We start from the raw sequence: 15,766 nt of genomic DNA, 5'->3' as shown, positions 1-15,766 counted from the left end.
CATGCCGGCCGTTCCCGACACGCGTGACTTTGTTTTCGCATTCCTGGAAGCCGCTCAGGCCCCGCCGGCGGCCTTGAGGCCGGTGATCATCGAGACGATCTCGTTCTTGTCGGTCTCGGCGGTTTTGCGCACGCCGATCTGGCGGCCGCGCCGCAGCACGCAGATGCGGTCCGAAAGCCGGAACACCTGGTCGAGGCTGTGGCTGATGATCAGGATCGGCAGGTTGCGTGCCTTGAGGCCGCGGATGATGTCCTCGACCTTGGCGGTCTCGGCAACGCCGAGCGCGGCCGTCGGCTCGTCCATCAGCACCAGATTGGTCGCCCAATGCGTGGCGCGCGCGATGGCCACGCCCTGGCGCTGGCCGCCCGACAGGTCGCGGATGATCGACTTCGCCGAGGGGATGCGCACGTCGAGTTCTCGCACGAGCGTCTCCGTCTCAGCGATCATCGCGGCGCGATCGAGCTTGCCGAACGGCCCCTTCGTCTTCTCGCGGCCGAGAAAGAGGTTCATGTAGACCGTCTGGCTGTCGGCAAGCGCCAAGTCCTGATAGACGACCTGCACGCCCTTGGCCTGTGACTGGCTGGCATCGGTAAAATGCACCGGCTCGCCGCCGAGGCGGATCTCGCCCGATGTCGGCTGATACATGCCTGAAATGATCTTCACGAGCGTCGACTTGCCGGCGCCGTTGTCGCCGACCAGCGCGACCACCTCGCCGCGCTCGATCTCGAGGCTGAAGTCCTCGATGGCGACGATGCCGTCGAAGGATTTGTGGACGTTGCGCAGGCTGAGAGCCGGGGTCATGGCACTCACCATTCCGGCCAGTCGATCGGCCGGCCATAGGCGTCGTGGATCGTCTGCACTTCCGGAGAACCCGAAGCGAGGCCGGAGATGCCGACGACATAGGCCCGGGTGACGAATGCCTGCGCCCGGAAGCCGAAGACGACGCTGTCGCCGACACGTGGCGCGGCCGGGCCCGAAGCGTCGATCATCCCGTAATAGTCGATCGCCGCAGGCGGCGGGATCTCGACGCTGCGTTGCGCCGTTTGCGCCGTTGTCGGCTCGCGGGAGACGACCGCCTTCACGTCGTAGTCCGGGAAGACCGGGTCGATATAGAGCCCGCCGCCGAAGCAATAGGCGCGGCCGCCATGGAGATGCGACACCTCGCTCAGATAGACCACGGCGGGCGCCTCCGGCAGGTCCTCCAGCGCATGCAGCGGCGTCGTGCCGGTCAGCCCGTGGCCGGGTTCGCATTGCGTCGCGCCGACATCGGCGAGCGCCGGGATCATTACCGACGAGGTGGTGCCGGGCGCGTTGATCTCGATGTCCTTGCGGCCGGCGGCGGCCAGCGCGTCGGCCGCGCGACGAAGGGTCTCGGTATTGTGCGTCGGCTTGATCGCCCGCGTCGCGGCATCGAAAAGCTGTGCCGGAAACGTCGTGATGCCGGCGAAACGTCCCTTGCCGAGCCGTTCGATACGCTCTGCCACCGCGACGATGTCGGCCGCCGGGAAGCCGCCTTCGTGCCCCCGGTAGAAGGTGTCGCCTTCGGCCTGGATGCGGGCGAGAAGCTGCCCGTCATGGTCCGCTGCCCGTAGAGCCTCGACAGCCTCCCCGGCCTTCTCGTCGTTGAACACGGTCCAGTAGCGCGGCTTCATCCGCGCGGCGGCTGCCGCCTCGGCGCGCGGCACCTGCACGAGATGGCCGAGATGGCCGAGCGTGAGGCCGGCCCGGTGGGTGGCGCGCGCGCATTCCATGTCGACGGCGACGGATTCGGTGATCCCGCCGCGCCTGACGGCCGCGCAGAAATCGCCGTTGCGGCCCATCTGCTTGGTCATGGCGAAGATCTTCAACCCGTGCCGGTCGGCGGTCTCGCGGAGGGTGCGGGCGTTGCGCTCGACCGTGTCGGTGTCGATCACGTAGCTGTTGGCCGGCAGCTTCTTCTCCTGGTGGAGGTGGATCGCCGCCTCGATCAGGCCGGAATTGCGGCGGCGGAGAACGTCCAGAAACATATTGATCCTCCAGAGGTCAGCGCTGCGGTTCCCGCAGCGTCAGCGCGACGGCGGCCAGGATGATCAGGCCCCGTACGATCATCTGTTCGGAGACGGCAAGGCCCATCAGGATGAGCCCGTTGTTGAGCATGCCCATCAGCAGCGAGCCCACCAGCGCACCGACCACGGTTCCGGTTCCGCCGGTGAGACGGGTGCCGCCGACGATGACGGCAGCGATCACGGTCAGCAGATCGGTTTCACCCAGCGTATAGCGCGCGCCCTGGATGCGGCCGAGATAGAGCAGACCGGCAAGGGCAGCGCACATCGAGCCCAGCACCAGCACCTTGAGCCGCAGCCGGTCGACCTTGATGCCCGCGGCCCGCGCCGCGCGCGGATTGTCGCCGGTCGCCAGCACATGTGCCCCGAAGCGGGTCTCGCGATAGACATAGTGGCCGATCGCGACCGCCACCGCCGTCCAGATGACCAGCGACGGGATGCCGAACAGCGAGCCGGAGCCGAACAGGCCGGTGAAAGTGGCGTCGGTCACCGGCACGGATTGCAGATTGGTCATCCAGCGGGCGACGCCGGCCAGAAGTCCCATGGTGGCGAGCGTGACCAGGAAGGACGGCAGCCTGACATAGGCGACGAGCGTGCCGTTCACGAGCCCGATGACGGCGCCCGCCCCCAGCCCGGCGACGACGCCGAGCACCCAATGGTGCTCGCGCATCACCACCGCAGCCGTGAGGGCCGAGATCGCCACAACGGAGCCGACGGAGAGGTCGATCTCGCCTGCCGTCAGCACATAGACCATGCCGATCGCCATGATGGTGACCGGCGCCGTCTGCTGGACGATGTTGAGCAGGTTGGACGTGGTCAGGAAGCCGTCGTCCCTCAGCACCACCGCGAAGACGGCGAAGATCAGCAGGAAGCCGACATAGACGACATAGGCACTGGGATCGAGCCGACCGAGCAGCGGAACACGGCGGAGGGACGACTGGACCGACATCAATTGCCTCCGAGCGAAGCAGGCGGATCGCGATGCAACGATTTGTTCCAGCCTTCCTTCACGCTGTCGCCGGTGACGGCGATGGCATCGACCGCGAGGAAGGGAGGCACAGTCTCGCCGATGAGACCGAGAGCAGCGGCGCGCGCCGCCGTCGTGCCGATCGCATAGGCCTCGTCGGCGACGATCGCGGCTACGTTGCCGCCGCGCACCATGTCGAGCGCCAGCGGTTCCGAGAGGTCGAGCGTCACGATGCTGGTGTGCTTGTTGCCGGCGTTGCGCAAGGCCGCGAGAACCAGTTCCGCCGGCTCCGCCCAGGTCACGTAGATCGCGTCGAGATCGGGGTTCTGCGCCACGAAGGCATTGCCGATATCCTCGGCGCGCGCCGGGTCGGCGAGCCCCTGCTCGGCGACGATCTTCATGTCGGGGAAGCTCTCGATCGTGGCCTTGAAGGCACGGTCGCGCTGGTTGGTGACGTAGAAGTCGGCATCGTGGAAGATGTAGCCGACCTTGCCCTTCCCGGAGAGCTTCCCGGCCAGGGCCTCGCCCGCCTTGGTCCCCATCTGGACCAGGTCAGCGGAGGAGATGGCGATGTAGTCCTTACCGTGGACGAAGCCCTTCGGCGCATTGTCCACGAACATCAGCTTGGCGCCGGCCGCAAGCGCGGGCCGGTAGGCCTCTGGAGCGGTCTCGGGATCGACCGGCAGCGAAACGATCACGCTGGGTTTCTTGGCGAGGATGGTCTCGATGTCGCTTTTCTGCCTGGCTGCGTCGAAGCCGGCGTCGGTTTCGGCGACGACCTCGATGCCGAGCCGCGCGAATTCATCCTTGGCGCCGTTGCCTACCGCCGCCGACCAGTCGGATGTCGTGTGCCAGGACAGGGCTGCCGTGAACTTGCCGTCCTTGACCTTCGCTTCCTGATCCGGCGTCAGCGTGACGCTCGCGGCCGGCGTCGCCGCCTCACCATGCGGCCCCTTGGTCGTCGCGGCCGCGATGGCGGGCGTCGCCAGCAGAAGCAAGGCGGCGATCGAGTTCTTCATGAGATGAGCCATGATACTCCTCCGTGACGGCGGGGCGGCCACCGGCGGCCCCGCCGATTGATCACTTCGCTGCGTCGAGCACGGACTGCGGGGCGTCGCGGTTGAGCGATTCCTTGTAGCCCTCGGCGACATTCTCCTTCGTCACGGTGATGGCCGGTGCCACGACGAAGGCGGGCGCTTCCTTGCCGAGCAGGCCGTAGCCAGCGGCGGTGGCCATGGCGCGGCCGAGTTCGTAGGCCTTGTCGGCGACGATGCCGACGACATTGCCGCCGCGGGTCATGTCGAGCGCGACCGGCTCCGAAAGGTCGAGCGTCGTGACCTTGGTCTTGCTGTTTCCGGCCGAACGCAGGGCGGCCAGCACCCCTTCCGCCGGCTCCGCCCAGGTCACATAGATGCCGTCGAGATCGGGCGTCTTGGTGAGCAGCGCCTGCGCGATCTCCTCGGCGCGCGCCGGGTCGGCGATGCCCTGGCTGTCGACGATGGACATGTCCTTGTAATCCTTCTCGATCGTCGTCTTGAAGGCGTTGTCGCGCTGGTTGGTCACGTAGTACTGCGCGTCATGGAATATCCAGGCGACCTTGCCCTTGCTGTCCAGCGACTTGGCCAGAACGTCGGCTGCCTGCTTGCCCATCTGGAACAGGTCGTCTGTGACGATCGCCACATAGTCCGAGCCCTGCTTGTAGCCATCAGGCACATTGGACAGGAACACCAGCTTGACGCCCTTGTCCCTGGCCCCCTGGAAGGCCTTGGCCGAGCCGACAGGGTCGAGCGGCAGCGCCAGGATCGCGCTTGGCGACTTGGCCATGACGGTCTCGACGTCGGAAAGCTGCCTGGCGGAATCGAAGCCGGCATCGGTTGTGGCCACCACTTCGATGCCCAGCCGCTTGAATTCGTCGGTGGCGCCCGCCGTCACCGCGGTGACGAAGTCGGAGGAGGTGTGCCAAAGAAGGGCTGCCGTGTGCTTGCCCTCCTTGAGCTTCGCCACTTCGGCCTCGCTCAGCGTCAGCGCGCTCGACGGCGTCGCGGCCTCGCCGTTCGGGCCGACAGTCTGGGCGGCGGCATAACCCGCCGCTCCGAGGGCGATCAGGCCGCCCAGCGCGGCCGCCATCAGTCTCTGTTTAGATGCCATCTCTGCTCTCCCATCTTGCCCCTTGCGGGCGGTTACTCGATGACGGACCGATCGAAGGCCGCGAGGAAGGCGGCGAAGGCCACGATGCCGTCGAGATATTCCTGCACGACCACATGCTCTTCCAGCGTGTGGCAGTTGCGGATGTCGCCGGGCGCGCAATAGACCGCCGGAACGCCCAGCCGGTTGATCAGGAAGGGCGCTTCCGACCAATAGGGCGCGCCTTCGATCAGGCCGCGATCCGGGCGCACGGCTTCGACCGCCTGTGTGAGAAGGGCAACCGCAGGCAGTTGCGGCGAGACTTCGGACGGCATACCGCCATAGCGGTGGTCGCGGCCGGCCGGATAGGCGAAGGAGACCGTGATGCCTTCCGCCAGCTCCGCGCCGCGCACCGCCCTTTCGAGACCGGCGACCGCGTTGTCGAGGCCTTCGCCCGGCAGCAGCTTCAGGATCAGGCTGATGCGGCATTCGCCGGGGACGGCGATGTAGCCGCCGCCTTCGAGCCCTGTGACCAATACGAATGGCCGGCCGACGAGATCGTGCGGCGCGCGCGCCTCGAGCTCGGCCGAATGCGCCCAGATCGCCGAGAGGACTTGATGCGCGGCCTTAAGCGCGTCGATACCGAGCTCGGGCACGCCGAAATAGGCCGAACGGCCGGTGATGGTGATGTCGCAGATCAGGAAGCCCATCTGGGCCGGATAGATGTTGAGCCGGGTAGGCTCGACATAGATCGCGAAATCGGGCCTCGGCACGACACCTGCCTCGATCTCGGCGACGAAGGCCTTGATGCCGGCGCTGACGCCAGTGTCCGGTTCGCCGCTCTCTTCGTCGCCGATGAAGGCGAACTGGAGATCGCCGGCAGGCACGATGCCGGCCGCTGAGAGCAGGCGGACTGCGGCAAGGGTGGTGCAGATGCCTGCCTTCAGGTCTCCCGTGCCGCGTCCCCAGATGGCGCCGTCGACGATCGCCCCGCCGAACGGGTCTTCGCGCTCCGTGCCGGCCCAGCGTTCGGCCCAACCACGCACATGGACCGTGTCGGTATGACCGGCGAGGAGCAGGCATGGCCCCTCGCCCGCCCCGCGCAGCAGGCCGCGCACATTCGGCCGACCCGGTGCGAAGTCGTCGAGGACGATCTCATCGGCACCGAGCGCTTTGAGCTCACCGGCGAGCAGCCGTGCGAAGGCCGCTTCCGTCCCTGTGACGCTCGGCGTGCCGACCGCGCGGCGCAACAGATCGACGGCGGCATCAGTGTCGAGCGCCGCGCGCAGGCGGGAGATCAGTGCGGCGTCGAGCTTCATTCCGCGGCCCTCGCTATGGCAGGCAATGCGAGGTCGCCTGGCAGCCCCGCTATGCCGAACAACGCGTTGTGTAGGCTGTTGACGGCCGATGACAGCGCCCCGACCAGGCCGGCCCGGTTGCCGAGCAGGCTCTGCACCACGACGACGGGCCGGGCGAACGCTGCGGGCAAGGCCGCCTGGACCCGTTCGAGCAATTCGGGGCGCATTCCGATGCTTCCGCCCATCACGATGATCTCGGGATCGAGGATCGAGCAAAGCGCGGCGACCGCCAGGGCCAGGCTGCGCGCGACGTCGTCGAGAACGGATGCCGCAACGAGGTCGCCAGCTTCCAGTCTGGCAAAGACATCGCGGACGCTCTCGGCCCCGCTTCCCCGCGCGGAGAGATAGCGCCGCACGATCGCATGCGAGCCGACTTCAAGCTCGAAGGCGCCGACGGCAAGCGCCTCGGGCGAATAGAGGTCGGCGCCGATCGGCAGATAGGAGATCTCGCCGGCGGCGCCATTGGCGCCGCGCGCGAGCTTGCCGTTGACGATCAGGCCGAGGCCGGTTCCGGTGCCGAGCGACAGGAAGGCAGCGTTCTCACAGCCCTGGGCGCAGCCCTGCCAGGCTTCGCCCAGCATGGCGAGATTGACGTCGTTCTCGATGGCCACGGCCCGGCCGAACAACTCGGCAAGGATGGCGGGCACGTCGATCTCGGAGAGGCCGGCTATGTTGGGCAGGAGCGTGATGGCGCCGCTCTCCTGGTCGAGCACGCCTGGCGTGCCCACCACGACGCTTCCGATCCGCCCGGCGTCGATGCCCTTGCCAGCGGCGAGCCGGAGCGCAAGCTGGCGGATCTGCATCAGCACATGCCGGCCGCCGCGCGGGTCGGTGGGCTCGGTGGCCTCCGCCACGATCCCGCCGACGAGATCGGCCAGCGCCGCCGAGATCTTCGTTCCGCCGAGATCGACGCCGAGCGAGTAGGCGGCGTCCGCAGCGATCTCGAAGGTGACGGCCGAACGCCCGAGACCGCCGCTCGTGGTGCCCACCGGCCTCACCCAGCCGCCCGCTTCGAGCTCGCCGATCACTTCGGACATCGTCTGCTTGGAAAGGCCGGTCGTCCTGGCGAGATCGGCGCGCGAGATGGGCTCGCCCTTCAGGAGGATCTCCGCGACAAGGCGTCGGGAATATTGCCTGATCAGAGGTGACCGTGCGGCGTTCAAGCGTGCTTGCCTCTCTGCTTGGGTCGGCTTGCCATTTAGTTCGGCAAGTTGACGAACTAATGAATAGCGTCACCCACAACACCTGTCAAGGGCAACTTGGGGCGAAGCGGCAAGCCGATCCGGGTCCCGGCATGATTTCTACGCTCCGGTCTTCCAGTCGAGCACGGCCAGGTCCAGGCGGCCGAGGCTTTCGGGGTCCGCCACCGCATCGATCGCGACGATCTTGCCGTCAGCGATCGTGAGACGCACGACGACGCGCAGTTGCCCGCCGGGGGCTACCAGCAGGCCGACAGCCCCATCGACGAGGGCGACCAGCGCTCCTTGCGCGCGCCCCCTGAAGGTAGCGGCCACTGCGGCCGCGCCGCGGATCTCCGCCGCCGCCCCCAGTTGCGCGGCCGTCCTGTCGGCCCGAAACACGACGTCGGGATCAAGCACGGCCAACAGGGCGTCGAAATCACCGCCGCGCGAAGCGGCGAGGAAAGCCTCGACCACTTCCCGCTGCCGGCTCCGGTCCGGATCGGGCGCCGCCTGCGTGCCACGCACCCTGCGCCGGGCGCGGCTGGCGAGCTGGCGCGCCGCCGTGGCCGAGCGTCCGACCACGGGCGCAATCTCCTCGAACGGCAAGTCGAAGATATCGTGCAGCACGAAGGCGACACGCTCCGCCGGCGCCAGCGTCTGCAACACCACGAGCAGGGCGAGACCTACGGAGTCGGCGAGCAGCGTTTCCTGCTCCGGTTCGTAGCTCCGGCCGGCATCGGCTGCAGGCTCCGGCGTTCGCGCTTCCAGCGGCTCCTCGCGCCGCGACTTGCGCGAGCGCAGCATGTCCAGGCACACACGCGCCGTGACCGTCGTCAGCCATCCGCCGAGATTGTCCACGTCTCCCGTGTCGGTGCGGTTGAGACGCACCCAGGCTTCCTGGACTGCGTCCTCCGCCTCGCTCCGCGAGCCCAGCATGCGATAGGCGACTCCCAGCAAATGGCCGCGATTGGCCTCGAATCGATCCGCCAGAACTTTTTTCTCGTCCATCGGTCACATTTCTCCGTCGGCTTCCGTCAAGCCCATGACGTGCGAGACCCGGCGGATGTGACAGAACGGTTGGAACGACCGGCCGGGTGGCGGAACCGTCAGCAAGGAACCCGGATACCCCTGCCAGATACCTCTCAAGGAGACCACTCATGCAAGCAAGAATGAAACACCCGGCGATGATCCTCCCCGGAGCCATGCACGCCCTGCAGGCGCTGAATGCCGTGACGGAGAACGGTATTGTCCCGGCACGCACCATCCATCTGCTGCATCTGAGGGTCAGCCAGATCAATGGCTGCGGCGTCTGCGTGGATATGCACCCACGGATGGCCAGGAAGGACGGCGAGACGGATCAGCGACTGTTTGCCGTGGCGGCATGGCGGGACACGCCTTACTTCACCGACGCCGAACGCGCCGCTTTGGCGCTCGCCGAAGCGGTCACGCGCCTCAGCGACCGTTCCGACCCGGTGCCGGACGATATCTGGGCGGATGCCGCCCGTCACTATGACGAGCAGGCGCTGGCCGCTCTTCTCGTGTCGATATCGGTGATCAATGTGTGGAACCGCCTCAATGCCGCCACCCGGCAGGTCGCCAGCACAGCCTGGGGCTGAGCGCTCGAAAAAATCCGCGCCCTCCATGGCGATTTGCGCTACACGCGCTGCAACGACATCGCCGCATGGGTCGACATGACAGCCGACAGTACCGCCGCGGAACGCTTCACGGCGTTCCGCCATGGCCCCTTCCTCCGCTACTGGTTGGCGCGATTCCTCGCCACTTTCTCCACGCAGGTCGTCTCCGTCGCGGTCGGGTGGCAGATCTATGACCTGACGCGCGATCCGTTCGATCTCGGACTGGTCGGCGTCATCCAGTTCGCACCCTCGCTGCTGCTGGTCCTGGTCACCGGGGTCGTCGCCGACCGGTTCGGACGACGGCTGATCATGGCCCTGGCGGCAGCGCTGGAGGCGGTTTGCGCGCTGGCTTTGCTCCTGCTCAGCTGGCATGGCCTCGCCGGGCCCAGCCCCGTCTTTGCCGTGCTCGGCGCCTTCGGTATCGCGCGCGCTTTCTTCGCCCCGGCCTCGGCCTCGCTGGTCGCCAATCTGGTGCCGCCGGAGGACTTTGCCAATGCGGTCGCCTGGAATTCGTCGGCCTGGCAGACCGCGAACATCGTCGGCCCGGTCGCGGGCGGGCTGCTCTACGGCCTGTCCGCCGAAGCGGCCTATGCCGTCGCTGCGATGCTGATGCTGGCCGCAGCCGGCCTCGTCCATTCGATACCCAGACCCCGACAGCGCAGCGAAACCGACAAACCGACGCTCGAGACGCTCTTCGCCGGTTTCCGCTACATCTGGAGCGAGAAGATCGTGCTCGGAGCCGTCTCGCTCGACCTCTTCGCCGTGCTTCTATCAGGCGCGGTGGCGCTGCTGCCCGTCTATGCCCGCGACATTCTCGATCTGGGGCCCTGGGGGTTGGGATTGCTGCGCGCCGCACCCGGCATAGGCGCGCTTGGCGTCGCCGTCTGGCTTGCCGGCCACCCGATCCGCGATCATGCCGGCATCGTAATGCTGGCCTTTGTCGCCTTCTTCGGCGCCTTCACCGCCGTGTTCGGTATCTCCGCCATGCCCTGGCTGTCGATCGGCTGTCTCGTGATGCTCGGCGCCACCGACATGGTCAGCGTCTACATACGCGAGACCCTCATCCAGCTATGGACGCCGGATCGGGTGCGCGGCCGCGTCAACGCGGTCAACATGGTGTTTGTCGGCGCCTCGAACGAACTCGGCGAGTTCCGGGCTGGCACCATGGCCGCGCTGATCGGCACAGTACCCGCCGTGGTGTTCGGCGGCATCGGCGCCGTCGCCGTCGCCGGCCTCTGGGCAGTCATCTTCCCGGAACTGAGAAAGGTGCGCCGCCTCGACGGGCGGACCTGACCCGGATCATTTTGCGCAGTTCCGAATGCAAAACCGCGCGCACTCTTACTGAAGTTGCTTCAGCGCTTGGACTTGCCGCCAAAGATGAGCTGCAGAAATTCGTCCAGCCAGCGCTTCAGATGCATGTCCCAGATCATGCGACCGCCCAGGTGGTCGCGGCCCGGCTGCGCACCCGGAAGCTCGAACCGATGCGCTCCGCGCACGACCCAGCGCTGCATCATCACCCGCGTCAGTTCGGCATGGAACTGGATGCCCCAGGCATTATCACCGTAGCGGAACGCCTGGTTGGGATAGGAATCGGCCGTGGCGAGCAGCTTCGCGCCTGATGGCAGCGAGAACCCTTCGCGATGGAACTGGTAGACCATTTCCGGCCAGTGCATCATCGCCTTGCCTTCTTCGGTCGGCTTCAGCGGATACCACCCGATCTCGACCAGCCCCTCATGATGGCCGGCGACGCGACCGCCGAGATGATTCACCAGCATCTGCGCGCCGAGGCAGATCCCGAGAAACGGCCGGTTCTCCCGCAGCGGCACGGCGAGCCACTCGGTCTCGCGCCGGACGAACTCCTCCTTGTCGTTGGCGCTCATCGGCCCGCCGAAGACGACGGCGCCGGCATGGCCGGCAAGCGTTTCAGGCAGCGGGTCACCGAGGGGCGGGCGGCGAATGTCGAGGTCGAAGCCGTTTTCGATGAGGAGATGCCCCACCCTGCCCGGGCTGGAAGCTTCCTGATGCAGAATGACGAGGATTTGCGGACGTCGCGTGGACGGCATGGCGGCTGTCAGAATCGGATCGGTTTGCATGCTTCTTAGGTGCAGTCGAACACCACGGCACGATTCGCCCCGATCTCGACGCCGGCTCAGTCTAAGCAGGTTTCGCAAAAGTGTCCCACGGTTTTCCGACAAAAGACCTGCGGCAAAAGAAGTGGCCAGGCAGATGAAGCGCGGGCGAAGCCACGCAAGCCTGCCTGGACCGGCATCGCGGTGGTTGGAAATGCCGGAATCGAATGGTCCGACGGCATTTCACGACATCAGTCCGGGCAGCCGCGCCGCGAGGGCATCGACGGCGAGCCGCACCTTCAATGACAGATGCGGGGTCTGCAGCCACAACGCATAGCAATCGTAGAGAAATTCCGGCTGGTCCGGCAGGAGCCGGACAAGCCCGCCTGCCAAAATTCGCTCGCGCACCAGCCAGTAGGGCAGCCAGGCAAGCCCCATACCCGCTTCCGCGGCATCGGCGATCGCCTCGAGATCGTCGAGCCGCAGGCGCCCTGACGGCATGAACTCCATGATCGGCTGATCCTTGCCGGGGAAGAGCCAAGGGCGGATTCGTCCCGAACGGCGGTAGATGACGGCCTGATATTCGCCGAGTTCCTCGATCCGCCGTGGCCGGCCATGCGCACCGAGATAGGAAGGAGCGGCGCAGACCACCATGCGCTGACGCGCGACGCGGCGTGCGATGAGCCCTGCCTTGTCTTGCGGATCGCCGGTCCGTATTGCGATGTCGTATCCGTCTTCCGCGAGGTCGACGATCGCGTCGCCGAACGACAGGTCGAGTTCCAGGCCGGGATGTTGCCGCGCCAGGTCGAGCAGGATGGGAGCAACGCAGCGCCGACCGAAATGCACCGACATGGCGACACGCAGCTTTCCACGCGGCACGCCCAACTGGTCGGCCGCGAGCGCATCCGCCGCATCCGCCTCCGCGAGCACGACCCGGCACCGGTCGTAGTAGGCCCGTCCGAACTCGGTCAGAACCTGGCGGCGCGTGGTCCGGTTGATGAGACGCACGCCGAGGCGCTGTTCCAGGAACCGGACATGCTTGCCGACCATGGGTCCCGACATGTCGAGGGCCGCAGCCGCCGCCGAGAATGAACCCAGATCGACGGCCTTGACGAATACCGCCATGCTCAAGAGGCGATCCATTTCGAACCTGTGGTTTCCATTGCTCTGCCTATTCGCTCATTTATCGGCCTTTGGCATCCTGTCATAGCTCATTCAGTTCGATTGATTTGGAGTTATGACCGATGACGCGTGTCGTTCGTTTCCACGAGCTTGGCGGTCCCGAGGTTCTGCGCATCGAAGATGTCACCGTCCCCGCGCCGGGCCGGGGCGAAGTGCGCATTCGCGTCAAGGCGCTGGGTCTCAACAGGGCCGAGGCGCTTCTGCGCTCGGGTTCCTATATCGAAGAGGCGAAGCTGCCCTCCGGCCTCGGCCTCGAAGCATCGGGCATCGTCGAGGCGGTCGGCGACGGAGTGGTCGGCGTCGTACCCGGCGATGCCGTCAGCGTCGTGCCGCCTTTGTCGATGGTCCGCTGGCCCGCTTATGGCGAGATCGCCACATTTCCCGCCGAACTCATGGTCAGGCACCCGTCATCGCTCGGATGGGAAGAGGCCGCGGCGGCCTGGATGCAGTATCTCACCGCCTACGGCGCGCTGGTCGACATAGCGGGCCTGCGGCAGGATGACGTCGTCGTCGTCACTGCGGCATCGAGCAGCGTCGGCATCGCCGCGATCCAACTGGCCAGGACGATCGGCGCCACAGTGGTCGCCGTCACGCGGACCTCGGCCAAGAAGCAGGCTCTGTTCGACGTCGGCGCCACGCATGTCGTCGCCTCGGCCGAGGAGGATCTGGCGGCGAGATTGCGGGATATCGGGGGCGCCGAGGGCGTGCGCGTCGTGTTCGACCCGGTCGGCGGCCCGGCGATCGAGGCGCTGGCGGCGGCCATGTCGCCGGGCGGCATTCTCATCGCCTATGGCGCGCTCAGCCGCGAGCAGACACCCTTCCCGCTCCTCGCGGTCCTGAGCAAGAGCCTGACGCTACGCGGCTATCTCGTACATGAGGTGGTCCGCGACCGCTCCCGGCTGGAAGCCGCCAAGGCCTTCATCCTTGATGGTCTGGGTTCCGGGGCCCTGAAGCCTGTGATCGCCAGGACTTTCGCCTTCGATGAGATCGTCGAGGCGCACCGCTTCCTGGAATCGAACGATCAGTTCGGGAAGATCGTCGTGACGCTCTGATTGGTCGGGCATGAGACCCGACCGGCATCAGCGTCAATTTGCCTTGTCGGGGGCCTGGCGCTGGGCGCGCTGGCGCGCGGCGATGCGCTCGTGCCGGTCGACGCCGATCAGTTCGGCCACGCGCCACACCGTATTGTCCTCGAGCTCATGCAGTTCGCCGTCGGCAAAGACGACCTCCCACATGATGCCGATGAATTCCGCCTTGGCCTCTTCGTCGAGGTGGCGTTTCAGGACGCTGGTGAAGGCATAGAGGTCGATGGCCTCCTGGTCGGCCCGCTCGCCGGCGCGGAACAGCGCCTCCAGCGTCTCGCCCTTCACGCCGTAGTGCTCGGAGAGCATCTGCTTGAGCCGGGTCACTTCCGAGGCCTGGCGCACGCCGTCGGCGTCCATCACGTGGATCATCAGAGCGGCGGCCGCAACCTTGGGGTCGTCCTTGCCGGCGAGCGCGCCGGATTGCGCGCCGGGCAGTTCTTTGAGGAAGGACAGAAGACGTTCGATCATGGCGGGGACATCCGGGAAGAGAGGCAGGAGACCGTTATCCGGACGCCATGCCCATGACAATCGAAACAAAGACAATCAGAACAGACGAAAACGTTTCGACGCCTCGTCGGTTTCCTCGGGATCGACGCCGGGATCGTCGGGACGGCGCATCGGCTCCCCGTTCTCGGGCAGCCGTCCGTCGCCTGCCGGCGCCACCCGCGCTGCCGGTTCGGCGTCATGCTCGACCGTGTTCTGGTTGACGGCCGAGAGCGCGGCCGGCGCCGTTTCGGGCTCGACGGCCGGCGCAGCTCCGACCGCAGGCTCGGTCTTGGCCGGCAGGGCCGGAAGCGGGATCTCGTCCTCCTGCTCGATCATCTGGCCGAGCCGTTCGACGGGCACACGCCATTCGAAGGCGTCGAGCTTGCCCGTTACCGGCGAGCACGGAGCCCAGCGGTCGGAAACATAGCCGTCGGCCACCCAGGCGGGATCGCGCGGCGCGCGCAACGCTCTCGACAGGTATTGGCGGATGCGGCCCTGGTCGCCCGTTTCGGCCTCTTCGATATCGGCCAGCAGCAGATAGGCGGCCTCGCCCGGCTGCATGCGGATGGCCGCCTCGGCCTCCTCCCGCGCGGCGCGATATTCGCCGGCGTCGAGGGCGGCGCGCGCCACGGCGAGCGAGGATTGCGGATGGTTCTGCTTGAGCGACTGGAGCCGCCGGGCGCGCGCCAGCCTGTCATGGGTCGCATCGCCCGGACGCGCATGGACGTAGAGATCGGCGACCTCGGGATGCGGCTCGACCTTCCAGATCGCCTCGAGGACCTTCGTGCCCCTGCGCAGATCGTTCTGCCGGAACAGCGCGCGTGCGGCGGCGAGCGCGGCGGGCACCAGGGCGGGCGCCAGCCGGTTGGCTTCCGTCCCCGCATTCTTGGCGGCGAGCGGATCGACGTCGAGGGCGGCCATCGACTTTGCGGTCAAGAGCACCGCACGCCTGCGGTTGACGGTTTCGCGGTCGATCTGATGCCCGGCCTTCTGCATCTCGACCAGCCGCAGCGCGTCGTCCCAGTCGCCCTGTTCGGTCTTCTCTCCGAGCGTGACGTCGGATGCCCAGCCGAGCTGCGGGGCGATCGCTGCCGCACGGCCCGCGTAGTGCCGGGCCGCCTCGCGTTCGCCGAGACGTTCCGCCTCGAGATAGAGCCCACGCAGCCCGAGCAGCCGCAGCTCGGGATCGTCGAGCATGGCCTCGAACCTCTTGCGCGCACCGTCATGGTCTCCTTCGAGCAGCGAGGCATGCGCGTCCAGCAACTGGATCAGCGGCTCCTGATCCGAACTGATCAGCTTCGCCGCCTCCCTGTTCTTCTTGCGCGCCAGCGCCGCGTCACCGGCCCCGGCCGCGATCATCCCCGTAGACAGGGCCTGATAGCCCCGGTCGCGGCGCCGCACCCTGAAATAGCGAGAGATCATATAGGGGCTGTTCCAGATCGACCGGACGAGCCACCACAGGATCATGACCGCCGCCACGATGGCCGTGACGGCGACCGCCGCCACCATCAGCGACACCTGGTACTGATAGCCCTGGAAGGTGACGACCATCTCGCCCGGGCGGTCGGCGAGCCAGGCGAAGCCCAGGCCGAGGCCGAAAACGACAAGCAGGAAGAACAGGACGCGGACCATCGGCTT

15 protein-coding genes are annotated in these 15,766 nt (G+C 67.0%); 3 read left to right on the top strand and 12 right to left on the bottom strand.

From position 1 onward, the window contains the following. Nucleotides 1-54: 54 nt before the first annotated feature. The 8 genes from JN302_RS10570 to JN302_RS10535 form a co-directional block, all read right to left on the bottom strand. Nucleotides 55-801, bottom strand: a complete 747-nt coding sequence (locus JN302_RS10570; protein ID WP_244846282.1) for an ATP-binding cassette domain-containing protein — start codon at nucleotides 799-801, stop codon at nucleotides 55-57. A gap of 5 nt (nucleotides 802-806) precedes the next feature. Beyond that, nucleotides 807-2,006, bottom strand: a complete 1,200-nt coding sequence (locus JN302_RS10565; RefSeq protein WP_202332822.1) for an alanine racemase — start codon at nucleotides 2,004-2,006, stop codon at nucleotides 807-809. Nucleotides 2,007-2,022: 16 nt separating this feature from the next. Then, complete coding sequence (locus JN302_RS10560; RefSeq protein ID WP_202332821.1) at nucleotides 2,023-2,991, bottom strand: ABC transporter permease; 969 nt, start codon at nucleotides 2,989-2,991, stop codon at nucleotides 2,023-2,025. After that, a complete protein-coding gene (locus JN302_RS10555; protein WP_202332820.1) occupies nucleotides 2,991-4,040 on the bottom strand; it encodes a substrate-binding domain-containing protein in 1,050 nt (349 codons plus the stop codon). Before JN302_RS10555 ends, JN302_RS10560 begins: the two co-directional genes overlap by 1 nt. A gap of 49 nt (nucleotides 4,041-4,089) precedes the next feature. Beyond that, complete coding sequence (locus tag JN302_RS10550; protein WP_202332819.1) at nucleotides 4,090-5,157, bottom strand: substrate-binding domain-containing protein; 1,068 nt, start codon at nucleotides 5,155-5,157, stop codon at nucleotides 4,090-4,092. A gap of 32 nt (nucleotides 5,158-5,189) precedes the next feature. Next, nucleotides 5,190-6,452 (bottom strand): M20 family metallopeptidase, encoded by a 1,263-nt coding sequence (locus JN302_RS10545; protein ID WP_202332818.1) that lies wholly within the window; start codon nucleotides 6,450-6,452, stop codon nucleotides 5,190-5,192. After that, the gene (locus JN302_RS10540; RefSeq protein ID WP_244846281.1) at nucleotides 6,449-7,654 is read right to left on the bottom strand and encodes an ROK family transcriptional regulator; all 1,206 of its coding nucleotides are present in this window, start codon (nucleotides 7,652-7,654) and stop codon (nucleotides 6,449-6,451) included. The genes JN302_RS10545 and JN302_RS10540 overlap by 4 nt, the downstream gene beginning before the upstream one ends. A gap of 138 nt (nucleotides 7,655-7,792) precedes the next feature. Further along, the gene (locus JN302_RS10535) at nucleotides 7,793-8,680 is read right to left on the bottom strand and encodes a sigma-70 family RNA polymerase sigma factor (RefSeq protein ID WP_202332817.1); all 888 of its coding nucleotides are present in this window, start codon (nucleotides 8,678-8,680) and stop codon (nucleotides 7,793-7,795) included. Between the two features lie 149 nt (nucleotides 8,681-8,829). Between JN302_RS10535 and JN302_RS10530 the strand changes: the two genes are divergently transcribed. Together JN302_RS10530 and JN302_RS10525 are read left to right on the top strand one after the other, a co-directional pair. Then, nucleotides 8,830-9,288, top strand: a complete 459-nt coding sequence (locus tag JN302_RS10530) for a carboxymuconolactone decarboxylase family protein (RefSeq protein ID WP_202311953.1) — start codon at nucleotides 8,830-8,832, stop codon at nucleotides 9,286-9,288. 75 nt (nucleotides 9,289-9,363) lie between these two features. Further along, nucleotides 9,364-10,599 (top strand): MFS transporter, encoded by a 1,236-nt coding sequence (locus tag JN302_RS10525; RefSeq protein ID WP_202332816.1) that lies wholly within the window; start codon nucleotides 9,364-9,366, stop codon nucleotides 10,597-10,599. A 59-nt stretch (nucleotides 10,600-10,658) separates the two neighbouring features. Here the strand turns inward: JN302_RS10525 and JN302_RS10520 are convergent, their stop codons facing one another. Then, the gene (locus tag JN302_RS10520; RefSeq protein WP_202311952.1) at nucleotides 10,659-11,369 is read right to left on the bottom strand and encodes a glutamine amidotransferase; all 711 of its coding nucleotides are present in this window, start codon (nucleotides 11,367-11,369) and stop codon (nucleotides 10,659-10,661) included. Between the two features lie 249 nt (nucleotides 11,370-11,618). Beyond that, nucleotides 11,619-12,518, bottom strand: coding sequence for a LysR family transcriptional regulator (locus JN302_RS10515; protein ID WP_202311951.1), 900 nt, complete (start codon nucleotides 12,516-12,518; stop codon nucleotides 11,619-11,621). Nucleotides 12,519-12,619: 101 nt separating this feature from the next. Here JN302_RS10515 and JN302_RS10510 point away from each other — a divergent pair, with 101 nt between their 5' ends. Beyond that, complete coding sequence (locus tag JN302_RS10510; RefSeq protein ID WP_202311950.1) at nucleotides 12,620-13,609, top strand: zinc-dependent alcohol dehydrogenase family protein; 990 nt, start codon at nucleotides 12,620-12,622, stop codon at nucleotides 13,607-13,609. A 33-nt stretch (nucleotides 13,610-13,642) separates the two neighbouring features. On the opposite strand, the gene JN302_RS10505 is transcribed toward JN302_RS10510, so the two are convergent. Further along, a complete protein-coding gene (locus JN302_RS10505; RefSeq protein WP_202311949.1) occupies nucleotides 13,643-14,110 on the bottom strand; it encodes a tellurite resistance TerB family protein in 468 nt (155 codons plus the stop codon). 75 nt (nucleotides 14,111-14,185) lie between these two features. Next, the gene (locus JN302_RS10500) at nucleotides 14,186-15,760 is read right to left on the bottom strand and encodes a heme biosynthesis protein HemY (protein WP_202332815.1); all 1,575 of its coding nucleotides are present in this window, start codon (nucleotides 15,758-15,760) and stop codon (nucleotides 14,186-14,188) included. Between the last annotated feature and the right edge of the window lie 6 nt (nucleotides 15,761-15,766).

This window comes from Mesorhizobium sp. L-8-3 (genome assembly GCF_016756615.1).
GTDB lineage: Bacteria > Pseudomonadota > Alphaproteobacteria > Rhizobiales > Rhizobiaceae.
The sequence above is the reverse complement of the archived record's forward strand: the minus strand, read 5'-3'. Positions and strand labels throughout refer to the sequence as shown.